We start from the raw sequence: 12,150 nt of genomic DNA, 5'->3' as shown, positions 1-12,150 counted from the left end.
CGGCCATGCTCGCGAGATCGCCACCGTCGGCAAAGCCGGACCGCTATGCACAGATCGAGTTACGTAACAATGCGTTAATCCGCCTCGCGGAAAAGTAAGTCGGGAAATTCCCATCGTATTTCCCGATATTTCAAAGCGAAATTTTGCGCTTTCTTTCGATAGGTAAACCGCTAGTCTTTCTTCCAGCTTCACAGGCTGCTTTTACAGGAACCGTACCATGCAGTTACGCAACTCTTCTTCTCGTTATGGCTGGGTCAGTATTGTTCTGCACTGGGGCGTGGCGCTGACTGTTTTCGGGTTGTTCGCGTTGGGGTTGTGGATGGTCGGGCTCGGTTACTACGACACCTGGCGCAAGGCCGGTCCCGATCTGCACAAGAGCATCGGCATCACCCTGTTCCTGTTCATGCTGATTCGTGTGGTCTGGCGCTTTGTCAGCCCACCGCCTCCGCCACCTGCCAATCACAGTCGTTTCGTACGGATCGCCGCCAAACTGGGCCATGCGTTTCTGTACCTCGATCTGTTTCTGGTGATGTTTGCCGGGTACCTGATCTCCACCGCCGAAGGCGTCGGAATTCCGGTATTCGGTCTGTTTGAAGTGCCTGCGCTGATCAGCGGACTGCCCGACCAGGCGGACGTTGCGGGCGAAGTACACCTGTATCTGGCCTGGACCCTGGTGGTCTTTGCCGTACTCCACGGTCTGGCTGCCCTGAAGCATCACTTCATCGACCGTGATGCAACGTTCATTCGTATGCTTGGCCGCAAGGCCTGACACTCAACTCAACTGAAACAGGAAGACGACGTATGTTGAAAAAGACACTGGCTGCACTGGCTCTGGGTACCGCGCTGCTGTCAGCCGGTCAGGCAATGGCTGCGGACTACACCATCGACAAGGAAGGCCAGCACGCCTTCATCGATTTCCGTATCAGCCACCTGGGCTACAGCTTCATCCACGGTACCTTCAAGGACTGGAGCGGTACCTTCAGCTTCGACGCTGCCAAGCCTGAAGACAGCAAGATCAGTATCGACATCAAGACCGCCAGCGTTGACACCAACCATGCTGAGCGTAACAAGCACATCAGCAGCAAGGATTTCCTGGACGTCGCGACCTATCCTGACGCCAAGTTCGTGTCCACCAGCGTCAAGTCGACCGGCAAGAACGCCGATGGGAAGGACACTGCTGACGTGACAGGCGACCTGACCCTGCATGGCGTGACCAAGCCGGTTGTCATCAAGGCAACGTTCAACGGCGAAGGCAAGGATCCATGGGGCGGCTACCGTGCCGGCTTCAACGGCACCACCACCATCAAGCGCTCTGATTTCGGCAAGATGATGGATCTGGGTCCAGCCTCGGACACCGTAACCTTCGACATTTCGTTCGAAGGCGTCAAAGCCAAGTAAGACTGCTCGATAAACAAGAACGCCGCCCATTGGGCGGCGTTTTTGTTGGTCATGACTCGTGACTCTATCTGAATAGCTCGGCATGGGTACCGAGGTCGACGAATATCAGATCGCGGTCAGTCATTTGATAGATCAGAAGGAAATCCCCGCCAACATGGCACTCTCTGGAACCTCCCCACTCACCCCTAAGCTCATGGTCCAGATACTCCGGCGATAAAGGCTGGCCTTCCCAGATCATTCCCATGACTGCACGCATGGCCTTCATGTCGTGTCGACCGGCCTTGTTGTAGCGATCCCAGGACTTTTTGAATTACGGTGTGTAATCGACCCGTCTAGGCAGAGTGGCTCGTTTTGGGTTTGGCGCTTTGCTTTCTGCGTGTTTGGGGTGCTTCTTTGCCATCCAGGTCCTCTAACAACTCGTCTATCGAATCAAATCGGCTCCGGATTTCGCGCGCCTGAACCAAGGCTCGGGCAGTTTTATCCGAAGGTACACGTACCTCAAACGGTAGCCCTTGCGTTTCCACGACCTGCAGCAGGAAAAGGCGCATCGCTTCGCTGATGGTTAACCCGCAGGCGCTAAGCACTGCGGTCACTCGCTCCTTCAAATCCTCATCTATGCGGCAGCGCACGTCGGTGTTTTTAAGTAATGCGGCCATAGTGATAACCTCTCAAAAAATGTAGCTACATAGTAGCTACGTGTTGAGGGGCGATTATTTGCTTTTTGATTGCTACTTGGCAAGCGGCGAATTGCGGCGGATTTGGAGGACAGTTTCACTTGTGCAGAGACTTCGTTCGCGCACAAACAAAAACGCCCCGAACCAGTCGGGGCGTTTTTCATTCACTGTCGCAGAGTCAGCGCTGCTTAACCTTCGCGATTGCGCGTCAGCAGGGCTGGCTTCTCACCGCGTGGGCGGCTCGGCAGTTGGTCGAGCAACTCGGCCGAAGGGAAGCGGTCGCTCTTCGATTCCTTGTGCATGATCTTCGGGGCAGGCTGGCCGTCGCGAGGACCGCGAACGGCTGGCTCTTGACGGGCTGGCTGATCGTCACGGGCCGGGCGGCGATTGCGCGGCTGGTCTTCACGACGAGCCTGGCCGTCACGACCCGAACCATTGCGAGGGCCACTGCGCTTGGCCGGAGTGCCAGCGCCTGCGCCTGTGCTCGCGCCGGTGCCTGAGCCAGAACCAGAACCAGAACCGCTGCGCGGGCCGCTACGGCCAGGGGCCTGACCACGTGGCGCCGGAGCGGAGCCTGTGGCAGGCGCGCCAGGGCGACGGTTGCGGCCTTGCTGGTTCTTGCCCTGATACGGACTGACGTAGTCGGCGCGGTTGCCGAAATTGTCGACGTCGTCGTCCAAGAACTCATCAGGAGCGCGGTCGGCTGAGGGAGCCGGTGGGCGCGACTGACGTACTTCACCGGCCGGAGTACCTTGGCGAGGCTTCTGCTGACGAGCCGGGCGGGCCGGACGTTCGCCTGAAGCGGCCGCTGCCGCTGCTGGTTTTTCCTTGCCCTTGTCCTTGCCTTTGTCCTTGCGACCACCGCCGCCACCGCCACCGTTTGGGCCGTCGCCACGCGGACCGCGGGCGTTGCGCGGATTGCGCACGTCCGGACGCTCGCGAACTTCTGGCTTCTCGGCCTCGACGGCGTTGATGTCGAAGCCCATCAGATCGCCATCTGCAATCTTCTGTTTGGTCATGCGCTCAATGCTCTTGAGCAGCTTCTCTTCGTCCGGTGCGACCAGCGAAATAGCTTCGCCGGTGCGGCCAGCACGACCGGTACGACCGATACGGTGAACGTAATCCTCGTCGACGTTCGGCAGCTCGAAGTTGACCACGTGCGGCAACTGGTCGATGTCCAGACCCCGTGCAGCGATATCGGTGGCAACCATGATGCGTACGGTCCCGGCCTTGAAGTCAGCCAGCGCTTTGGTACGGGCGTTCTGGCTCTTGTTGCCGTGGATCGCCACGGCGCTCAGGCCGTGCTTGTCCAGGTACTCGGCCAGACGGTTGGCGCCATGTTTGGTGCGGGTGAACACCAGCACTTGCTCCCACGCGCCCTGAGTGATCAGGTGCGCCAGCAGTGAACGCTTGTGGTTGGCGGGCAGACGGAAGACGCGCTGCTCGATACGCTCGACCGTGGTGTTCGGCGGCGTGACTTCGATGCGCTCCGGGTTGTGCAGCAGCTTGCCGGCCAAGGCGGTGATGTCGGCCGAGAAAGTGGCCGAGAACAGCAGGTTCTGACGCTTGGCTGGAAGGCGCGCGAGGACTTTCTTCACATCGTGAACGAAGCCCATGTCGAGCATGCGGTCAGCCTCGTCGAGCACGAGGATTTCAACGTGGGACAGATCGACGCTACCTTGACCGGCAAGGTCAAGCAGGCGACCCGGGCAGGCGACCAGTACGTCGACGCCACGGGCCATGGCTTGCACCTGAGGGTTCATGCCGACACCGCCGAAAATACAGGCGCTGACGAACTTCAGGTTCTTGGCGTAGACCTTGAAGCTGTCGTGAACCTGGGCTGCGAGTTCACGGGTGGGGGTCAGGACCAGAACGCGCGGTTGGCGCGGGCCATGACGCTGGGATTTGTCCGGGTGACCGGCGGGGAACAGGCGCTCCAGAATCGGGAGGGCGAAACCACCGGTTTTACCAGTACCTGTCTGAGCGGCGACCATCAGATCGCGGCCTTGCAACACGGCGGGAATGGCCCGCTGTTGCACCGGAGTAGGCTGGGTATAGCCAGCAGCCTCGATGGCGCTGACTAAAGCCTCGGAGAGACCGAGGGAAGCAAAGGACATGAGTAATCCTGTCTTAAGTTGGGGCCAAGGGCCCGAATAGGGGGAAGATCGGCCCGCCGCAAATTGGCATTGGAGAGCTCAATTCCGTCCGGTGGTGTCGCGGTCTGCAAGTCCAGCTCGGGGCACGGGCGCGGGAAAGTGCGCTGCTGACGTGATCGAGAAGGCTTCTGTGAGGCCGAGCATCCGGGCGTAAGCCTGGCGGGAACGCCGGAGTATAACAGAGCAATCACAATGCGCTGCTTTCATGCTGCTCAACGGTTTTTTCAGCGCCAATCACTGTTGGATCGCTCGAAGAGGTCGCCGGAAGCTGGAGCGTCTCGCCCGTGTAGTGGGCCACCAGCTGCGCATAGGCCGGTTCGCGCTTGAAGCGCTTCAATTCAGCACCGAAACGCTGCACCAGCAGATCCATGCCCACGTTACGCCGCAGCGCGAGATACATCGCGCGACGGCTGATCACTTCGGGCAATTGGCTGACTTGGTCCCTTAACTGGAGCTGATCGAGCATCCGCTGCCCGACCACGCGATCGGTCACCATCAGATCGATGCGGCCGCGAACCAGCTTGCCGAAATTCGCTTCGTGGCTCGGAGCAGGCTCCCGGGTAAACAGTGCAGAACTGTCGAATTCCGGGCTGTACAGGTAGCCGGGTGAAACACCGATGTTCAAGCCCTGCAGGTCTTCAAGCCTGTTGAACGGGTGCGGTCTGGCGTTGGCCTGAAACAACACCCAGTTGACGTCCGAAAGCGGCTCATTGGGGTAGAGCAGCAGGTCTTCACGCTCAGCGACCTTGACAATATCCAGCACACCGTCGGCATCGCCCTGTTCGAGCATCATCAGGCAGCGCTTCCAGGGCAGGAACTGCCACTGCACATCAATGCCCAAACGCTTGAAGACGATGTTGGTCATTTCGTAGTCCAGTCCTGACACCTGCTTGTCGTCGGCGATCACGTACGGGGACCAGGGCTCGGTGACAATGCGCAGCCTTTCGCCCAAAGCACTGAAACTCAGGCTGGCGAGGAGGGCGGCGAACAACAGTCGGGAAGTCAGGGGCATGAGGCGAGATTACGATGCTCACCCGCTAATGAGAAGGGGCTGTGCCAGTCGCGCAAGCGAATGCCTGCGCGTCTGGCTCGCGGATCAGCGCGGCGTCCGGGCCTGTACCAGATGCTGATAGATGGCCGAGCGTCGTCTGCCCAGCAGCCGTCGCACCGCCCAATGATCCAGCCACGCACGCAGTTGCCCGGGAGCGATAGGCTTTTTCATTCGCCGCTCGGCGTTGTTGAACGCCTTTTCCCACCAGATCGATGAGCACGCTCGGTCGAACTCGTTCGAGTGCTCGCAGCAACCATAAAGCACTTCGCGCACGAACTGACGTTGCGGCTGCGGAACGGCCAGGGTTGCACTCTTGTAGACCAGCCGCTGCCACGTTGCCGGTCGCGGAAGTTGTGTCGTCACATTCGCTGTGTCGCGCAGCGCTTCGACGCTGAGAGGCGACTGACCATGCTTATCCAGCCAGGCGCGGACCTTTGCCCGGAACAACTGCTTGCGGCTCCAGTAGTGATGAACAAGGTCGGTGCACTGGTCGACCTTCACCGAGCGGTAAGCGGCAACGCCGAGGCAGAATTCCTCCAGGGTGATGGCGCCGGGTGTGATGGGAAAGAATTCATCCATCAGCTCAAGAGATTTATCCAGCACAGAGGCATTGTTGCGGGTCAGCCCGATCACGCCGGAATTGACCAGGCGCATCTGGTCGTCAGCCAGGTCGCGATGTGCCAGAGTTTCAGCCAGCGCGGTGTACAGAACCGTTTCTTTGCAGTCGTCATAACGCAGCTGAAAGGCGTTGCACAGCAGGTTGTCGGGATGAACCCTTTCGAACAGCTGCATGGGGCTGGCCTGAAAGAAGGTATCGGTGTCGATCAGGATCGCTTTTTCCGACTCTTCCAGAATCTTGCGCAACACCACATGTTTGCAGCGGAAGTGATAACGATGAGGCCCGCTCCACTCGCGCCGCATCTCGTCATTCAGCGGTCGTACGCGTACAGGCAACTGCCGATAGGGTTCTGGATTGTCGCTGAAGACTTGAATATCGAATGGCTGCTCGCCCGTTTCATCGGATCTGGCGAGGGCGCTTGCGATGCTGAACACCGCTTCCTGATGATAGGTCTGCGGGCCGAAGACCAGATAGACCAGCTGTGGGCGTGAAGTGATCCGACTGAATGAAGTCAACTGCGTAGGATTCCGTCTCGTTAAGGCATTGGCAGGCCTCGTGATGAGGAAGCCTGCCGGTAAAACGTTGCCTTATTGTGACCGGAGCAGTTGTGGCGAATTCCGACCTTTCAGCGGGGAAGCTTGAGGTTGTTCCAGATCGCCAGGCTCGGTTCGGCCTGATTCAGGGTGTAGAAGTGCAATCCTGGGGCTCCGCCTTGCAACAAACGCTCACACATTTCTGTGATGACTTGCTCTCCGAACGCCTGAATGCTCGCCGAATCGTCACCGTAGGCTTCCAGCTGCTTGCGAATCCAGCGCGGAATTTCAGCGCCGCAGGCATCTGAGAAACGTGCCAGTTTGCTGTAGTTGGTGATCGGCATGATGCCGGGCACGATCGGGATGCTGACGCCCATCTTCTCGGCGCGCTCGACGAAGTAGAAATAGCTGTCGGCGTTGAAGAAGTACTGAGTGATGGCACTATCGGCACCGGCGTTGGCCTTGCGCACGAAGTTCTTCAGGTCGTCTTCGAAGTTGCGCGCCTGGGGGTGCATCTCCGGATACGCGGCGACTTCGATATGGAAGTGGCTGCCGGTTTCTTCACGGATGAAGCTCACCAGGTCGTTGGCGTGACGCAGCTCGCCACTGGCCATGCCCATGCCGGAGGGCAGGTCACCGCGCAGTGCGACGATACGGGTGATGCCCGCATCCTTGTACTGGCTCAGCAGGCCACGCAGATCGGCCTTGCTGTCGCCCACGCACGACAGGTGCGGAGCGGCGGGAATGTTCACTTCCTTTTCCAGCTGCAGCACGGTGTTGATCGTGCGGTCGCGCGTGGAACCCCCGGCACCATAGGTACAGGAGAAGAAATCAGGGTTGTAGCCAGCCAGCGTACGAGCCGTGGCGAGCAGTTTTTCATGACCAGCATCGGTCTTCGTAGGGAAGAACTCGAAGCTGTAGCGACGGTCTTGGCTCATGGAGCGAGTCTCCAGCTGCAAGCTACAAGCGACAAACTGCAAGAGTGGCGGTGCGCCGCTTCTTGCAGATCATGGCTCAAGGCTTGGTGCTGCTAAATGCTTGGACGATTTAAGAGCCTGAAGCTGCAAGTATCGGCAATGATGAGGCCTTTACTTGCAGCTCGAAGCTTGCCGCGTACCGCTGCTCTTAGTAACGGTAAGCGTGCGGCTTGAACGGACCTTCGACGCTCACACCGATGTAGTCGGCCTGGGTCTTGGTCAGCTTGGTCACGACGCCGCCGAAGCCGCGTACCATTTCCAGGGCCACTTCTTCGTCCAGCTTCTTGGGCAGTACTTCGACGGTCAGGCGCTCGGCTTTCTGAGCAGGGCTCAGGTCAGCGTATTTCTGGCCGAACAGGAAGATCTGGGCCAGAACCTGGTTGGCGAACGAACCGTCCATGATGCGGCTCGGGTGGCCGGTGGCGTTGCCCAGGTTCACCAGACGGCCTTCGGCCAGCAGAATCAGGTAGTCGTCGTTCTGTGGGTCGAATTCGCCAGCGCCGGTGCGGTGGATCTTGTGCACCTGAGGCTTCACTTCTTCCCATGCCCAGTTCTTGCGCATGAAAGCGGTGTCGATTTCATTGTCGAAGTGACCGATGTTGCAGACCACAGCGCGTTTTTTCAGCGCTTTGAGCATGTTCGAGTCGCAGACGTTGACGTTACCGGTGGTGGTCACGATCAGGTCGATCTTGCCCAGCAGCGCTTTGTCGATTGTCGCTTCGGTGCCGTCGCTTTCACCGTTGATGAATGGGGAAACCAGCTCGAAACCGTCCATGCAGGCTTGCATGGCGCAGATCGGGTCGACTTCGGTGACCTTGACGATCATGCCTTCCTGACGCAGCGACTGAGCCGAGCCCTTGCCCACGTCACCGTAGCCGATGACCAGCGCTTGCTTGCCGGACAGCAGGTGGTCAGTACCGCGCTTGATGGCGTCGTTCAGGCTATGACGGCAGCCGTACTTGTTGTCGTTCTTGCTCTTGGTGACCGAGTCGTTGACGTTGATCGCAGGGATCTTCAGCTCGCCTTTGGCCAGCATGTCCAGCAGGCGGTGAACGCCGGTGGTGGTCTCTTCGGTGACGCCGTGGATGCGATCCAGCATCGCCGGGTATTTCTTGTGCAGCAGTTCGGTCAGGTCGCCGCCGTCGTCGAGGATCATGTTGGCGTCCCATGGCTGACCGTCCTTGAGGATGGTCTGCTCCAGGCACCACTCGTACTCGGCTTCGGTTTCGCCTTTCCAGGCGAAAACAGGGATACCGGCAGCGGCGATGGCGGCAGCGGCCTGATCCTGAGTCGAGAAAATATTGCAGGACGACCAGCGTACTTCGGCACCCAGGGCAACCAGGGTTTCGATCAGCACGGCAGTCTGAATGGTCATGTGGATGCAGCCGAGGATTTTGGCGCCCTTGAGCGGTTGCTCGCCGGCGTACTTGCGACGCAGGCCCATCAGGGCTGGCATTTCGGATTCAGCGATGATGGTTTCGCGACGGCCCCAGGCAGCCAGGGAAATGTCGGCGACCTTGTAGTCGTTGAAATCGTTGGGCGTCAGTACAGCGCTCATAAGAGTCTCCATTCGTAGTGTGCGAATGGGCGCCGTTGTGCGTTTAAGGCTTGCTAAGGCTGCTGAAGAGCCTTGAGCAAACAACGCCCCATCCGAGCCTGACAGGTCTGACCTGCTGCAGCGCCCCTCGGACAGGTGGCGGGAAAACGGTATCAAGCGGTGATGACCGTTTTTTGAAGCGGTGGCGATTATAGCGACCACGGGGAATTAGCCCAAGGGGTTGTTGCGTTTAAATGACGGATGACTAATCGTGACCATAGTCGATGCTCAATGGAGGTAAACGGCCTGGGCTGGCACTATGCTGGTCATCAACAGACAGACGATCAGGAGCGAACATGAATTTCCACACTCGCAAATGGGTAAAGCCCGAAGACCTTAACCCCAACGGCACGCTGTTCGGTGGCAGCCTGCTGCGCTGGATCGACGAAGAAGCGGCGATCTACGCCATCGTTCAGTTGGGCAATCAGCGTGTGGTGACCAAGTACATTTCCGAGATCAACTTCGTCAGTGCTTCACGCCAGGGTGACATCATCGAACTGGGCATAACGGCCACCGAGTTTGGCCGGACCTCGATCACCCTGACCTGCCAGGTGCGCAACAAGATCACCCGCAAGAGCATCCTGACCGTCGAGAAGATGGTGTTCGTGAACCTTGGGGAAGATGGCCTGCCAGCGCCGCACGGCAAGACCGAGATCACTTATGTGAAGGATCAGTTCAAGGATGAAATGATCAACGAGTGATCTTGAGCAGCACCATAAGACCTGTGGGAGCTGCCGGAGGTTATGACGGTGGCGAATGCGATATGTCTGACACACCGCGTTCGCCACCGTCGTAATCTCTGGCAGCTCCTACAAGGGGGTGCGTTGGGCTAATGAAGTCACTCAGCCCGGATTACGCGCCTTCCAGTCCCGCAACCACTGCAGACCTTCACTCGTATCGCCCTTCGGACGGTACTCGCAACCAATCCAGCCGGTATAACCCAGGCGATCGATTTCTTCGAACAGCCACGGGTAATTCACTTCACCCAGGTTCGGCTCATGACGATCCGGCACGCCCGCAATCTGGATGTGGCCAACCCCTGCAAAATCACGGCGCAACTTGCTGATCACGTCGCCTTCCACGATCTGGCAGTGATAGAAGTCGAACTGCACCTTCAGGTTGCCCGCACCCACTTCCTTGCACACCGCCTGGCCCTGGTCCTGACGGTTGAGGAAGAAGCCCGGCATGTCGCGGGTGTTGATCGGTTCGATCAGCACGGTGATGCCGGCTTTCGCTGCTTCCTGCGCTGCATGGCTCAGGTTTTCGAGATACACCGCGTGGTGTTTCTGACGCAGTTCCTCGCTCGGCAACAGCCCCGCCATGACGTGAATGCGGTCGTTGCCCAATACGGCGGCGTACTCCAGCGCCTTCTGGAAGCCGTCGCGGAATTCACTTTCGCGTCCCGGCAACGAAGCGATGCCGCGCTCGCCCTTGCCCCAGTCACCCGGAGGTGCATTGAACAGCGCCTGTGTCAGGCCGAAGTCTTCCAGACGCAGCTTGATTTCAGCTGCGGTGAAGTCGTACGGGAACAGGTACTCCACCGCTTCGAAGCCATCACTAGCCGCGGCCGAAAAGCGCGCGAGGAAGTCATGTTGCGGATACAGCATGCTGAGATTGGCAGCGAAACGAGGCATGTTTTTTTCTCCTGTCTTTATCAGGTCAGACGAATGGCCAGAGCAACAGCGTCATGAGGAAGCCCAGCGTGCCCAGAACGGTCACCAGGAAAGTCCAGGTGCGCAGACCGTCGCCGACGTTCAAGCCGGCCAGTTTGGTAAACATCCAGTAACCGGCGTCGTTGATGTGCGACATTGCCAGACCGCCACCGCCCATGGCCAGGCACAGCAGAGCCATGTGGTTGGCGCTCAGATTCAGGGTCGCGATCAGCGGGCTGAGAATGCCGGCAGTAGTGACCAGCGCCACTGTGGTCGAGCCTTGTACCGCGCGCAACAGCAATGTCAGCAGGAAGCCCAGCGCCAGAACCGGCAGGCCGGTGTTACGCAGCGCCTCGGAGACAACGGCACCAATACCGGTATCGACCAGCACCTTGCCGAACACACCACCGGCGCCCGCAATCAGGATTACCATCGCTACGCCCGGCAGCGCCGAACCGATCACGTCGGAGACCTGGCTGCGGCTCCAGCCACGGCGCGAACCCAGAATCCATGCGCACAGCAGGGTGTCGATCAGCAGGGCCACCAGCGGCGCGCCCAGCACGGTGAACACACTGCGCAGCGTCGAATCCGCCGGCAGCATGGTGGTCGCCAGCGTACCCAGCAGAATTAGAATGATCGGCAGCAGGATCAGCGCAATGATGATCCCGGCGCCTGGCGCAGGAGCTTTTGGCAGGCGCGCGGCCAGGCTGCTGGCGCTTTCTTCCAGGCCCATCGCGTGACCCGTGTGGGTCGCGTCTGCGGTTTTCGAGTAGTCGTTATTTGCCCAGTCCACCAGATCCTGATTGGTGATCTGTGGGCCGTAGACTTCGCTGCGGATGTCGTCGGTCATTGGGTAGACCTTGCGCGTCATGCGCCCGGCGATCAGGTAACCGATCAGGCACAGCACACCGACGATTGGCAGGCCGAACATCAGTACGCGGCCCAGATCGGCACCCAACTGACCGGCAGCGGCGACGGCGCCCGGGTGCGGCGGCAGGAACGCATGCACCGACAGCAGCGCGGCGCACATAGGCAGTGCGAACACCAGCAGCGGTTTACGCGCGGCCCGGGCAACGCCGTAGGCCAGTGGCATGAGAATGATCACGCCGACCTCGAAGAACACCGGAATGCCGACCATGAACCCGGCCACCGTCAGCGCCAGCGGTGTGCGCTTGTTGCCGAAACGGTTGATCAAAGTCTTGGCCAGCGCCTCGGCACCGCCGGAGAGCTCGATGATGCGCCCGATCATGGCGCCCAGCGCGATGATGATCGCGATGTGACCGAGGGTCTTGCCCATGCCGCCTTCGATGGTTGCGACCAGATCGGCAGGCTTCACCCCGGCGACCAGCGCGACGATGATGCTGACGAGCATCAGGGCCACGAACGGCTGGAACTTGTACTTGAGGACCAGAAGCAGCAACAGCGCGATGCCGGCTCCAGCGATGGTCATTAACAGTAGTGGGGTCATGATGTGTGTGGTGTCCTGTTGTTAT

Annotated in this window: 11 protein-coding genes, 1 pseudogene and 1 riboswitch; of the genes and pseudogenes, 3 read left to right on the top strand and 9 right to left on the bottom strand. The window is 59.4% G+C overall.

The window, feature by feature from the left end:
• Window positions 1-217: 217 nt before the first annotated feature.
• Both BWR59_RS07845 and BWR59_RS07840 read left to right on the top strand, forming a co-directional pair.
• Window positions 218-769 (top strand): cytochrome b, encoded by a 552-nt coding sequence (locus BWR59_RS07845; protein WP_081565069.1) that lies wholly within the window; start codon window positions 218-220, stop codon window positions 767-769.
• 32 nt (window positions 770-801) lie between these two features.
• On the top strand, window positions 802-1,398 hold the full coding sequence (locus tag BWR59_RS07840) for a YceI family protein (protein WP_081565068.1): 597 nt from the start codon (window positions 802-804) through the stop codon (window positions 1,396-1,398).
• Between the two features lie 64 nt (window positions 1,399-1,462).
• Here BWR59_RS07840 and BWR59_RS32565 read toward each other — a convergent pair.
• The 7 genes and pseudogenes from BWR59_RS32565 to ahcY form a co-directional block, all read right to left on the bottom strand.
• Window positions 1,463-1,696, bottom strand: a pseudogene (locus BWR59_RS32565) (type II toxin-antitoxin system YafQ family toxin); the annotation flags it as partial.
• A gap of 34 nt (window positions 1,697-1,730) precedes the next feature.
• Window positions 1,731-2,054, bottom strand: coding sequence for a type II toxin-antitoxin system RelB/DinJ family antitoxin (locus BWR59_RS07830; RefSeq protein WP_081565067.1), 324 nt, complete (start codon window positions 2,052-2,054; stop codon window positions 1,731-1,733).
• 206 nt (window positions 2,055-2,260) lie between these two features.
• The gene (locus BWR59_RS07825) at window positions 2,261-4,189 is read right to left on the bottom strand and encodes a DEAD/DEAH box helicase (protein WP_081565066.1); all 1,929 of its coding nucleotides are present in this window, start codon (window positions 4,187-4,189) and stop codon (window positions 2,261-2,263) included.
• Window positions 4,190-4,415: 226 nt separating this feature from the next.
• Window positions 4,416-5,240, bottom strand: a complete 825-nt coding sequence (locus tag BWR59_RS07820; RefSeq protein ID WP_081565065.1) for a transporter substrate-binding domain-containing protein — start codon at window positions 5,238-5,240, stop codon at window positions 4,416-4,418.
• An 84-nt stretch (window positions 5,241-5,324) separates the two neighbouring features.
• Window positions 5,325-6,413: a hypothetical protein gene (locus BWR59_RS07815; protein WP_081565064.1), complete on the bottom strand. Its 1,089-nt coding sequence runs from the start codon at window positions 6,411-6,413 to the stop codon at window positions 5,325-5,327.
• Between the two features lie 110 nt (window positions 6,414-6,523).
• On the bottom strand, window positions 6,524-7,369 hold the full coding sequence (gene metF / locus BWR59_RS07810; protein ID WP_081565063.1) for a methylenetetrahydrofolate reductase [NAD(P)H]: 846 nt from the start codon (window positions 7,367-7,369) through the stop codon (window positions 6,524-6,526).
• Window positions 7,370-7,556: 187 nt separating this feature from the next.
• Window positions 7,557-8,966, bottom strand: a complete 1,410-nt coding sequence (gene ahcY, locus BWR59_RS07805; RefSeq protein ID WP_081565062.1) for an adenosylhomocysteinase — start codon at window positions 8,964-8,966, stop codon at window positions 7,557-7,559.
• A gap of 20 nt (window positions 8,967-8,986) precedes the next feature.
• Window positions 8,987-9,101: riboswitch (S-adenosyl-L-homocysteine riboswitch) on the bottom strand.
• A 200-nt stretch (window positions 9,102-9,301) separates the two neighbouring features.
• Here ahcY and BWR59_RS07800 point away from each other — a divergent pair.
• Complete coding sequence (locus BWR59_RS07800; RefSeq protein ID WP_081565061.1) at window positions 9,302-9,706, top strand: hotdog domain-containing protein; 405 nt, start codon at window positions 9,302-9,304, stop codon at window positions 9,704-9,706.
• A gap of 141 nt (window positions 9,707-9,847) precedes the next feature.
• Here the strand turns inward: BWR59_RS07800 and otnI are convergent, their stop codons facing one another.
• Together otnI and BWR59_RS07790 are read right to left on the bottom strand one after the other, a co-directional pair.
• Window positions 9,848-10,639 carry a 2-oxo-tetronate isomerase gene (gene otnI / locus BWR59_RS07795; protein ID WP_081565060.1) on the bottom strand — a complete coding sequence of 264 codons (792 nt, stop codon included), beginning with the start codon at window positions 10,637-10,639 and terminating at the stop codon, window positions 9,848-9,850.
• A gap of 25 nt (window positions 10,640-10,664) precedes the next feature.
• Window positions 10,665-12,125, bottom strand: coding sequence for an SLC13 family permease (locus BWR59_RS07790; protein ID WP_081565059.1), 1,461 nt, complete (start codon window positions 12,123-12,125; stop codon window positions 10,665-10,667).
• Between the last annotated feature and the right edge of the window lie 25 nt (window positions 12,126-12,150).

Source organism: Pseudomonas sp. Bc-h, from assembly GCF_002080045.1.
GTDB lineage: Bacteria > Pseudomonadota > Gammaproteobacteria > Pseudomonadales > Pseudomonadaceae > Aquipseudomonas.
The sequence above is the reverse complement of the archived record's forward strand: the minus strand, read 5'-3'. Positions and strand labels throughout refer to the sequence as shown.

Excerpts from the sequence above, each read along its gene's own strand:
- BWR59_RS07845 (WP_081565069.1), top strand. The coding sequence starts at position 218 with ATGCAGTTACGCAACTCTTCTTCTCGTTATGGCTGGGTCAGTATTGTT.
- BWR59_RS07840 (WP_081565068.1), top strand. The coding sequence starts at position 802 with ATGTTGAAAAAGACACTGGCTGCACTGGCTCTGGGTACCGCGCTGCTG.
- BWR59_RS07830 (WP_081565067.1), bottom strand. The coding sequence starts at position 2,054 with ATGGCCGCATTACTTAAAAACACCGACGTGCGCTGCCGCATAGATGAG.
- BWR59_RS07825 (WP_081565066.1), bottom strand. The coding sequence starts at position 4,189 with ATGTCCTTTGCTTCCCTCGGTCTCTCCGAGGCTTTAGTCAGCGCCATC.
- BWR59_RS07820 (WP_081565065.1), bottom strand. The coding sequence starts at position 5,240 with ATGCCCCTGACTTCCCGACTGTTGTTCGCCGCCCTCCTCGCCAGCCTG.
- metF (WP_081565063.1), bottom strand. The coding sequence starts at position 7,369 with ATGAGCCAAGACCGTCGCTACAGCTTCGAGTTCTTCCCTACGAAGACC.
- ahcY (WP_081565062.1), bottom strand. The coding sequence starts at position 8,966 with ATGAGCGCTGTACTGACGCCCAACGATTTCAACGACTACAAGGTCGCC.
- BWR59_RS07800 (WP_081565061.1), top strand. The coding sequence starts at position 9,302 with ATGAATTTCCACACTCGCAAATGGGTAAAGCCCGAAGACCTTAACCCC.
- otnI (WP_081565060.1), bottom strand. The coding sequence starts at position 10,639 with ATGCCTCGTTTCGCTGCCAATCTCAGCATGCTGTATCCGCAACATGAC.
- BWR59_RS07790 (WP_081565059.1), bottom strand. The coding sequence starts at position 12,125 with ATGACCCCACTACTGTTAATGACCATCGCTGGAGCCGGCATCGCGCTG.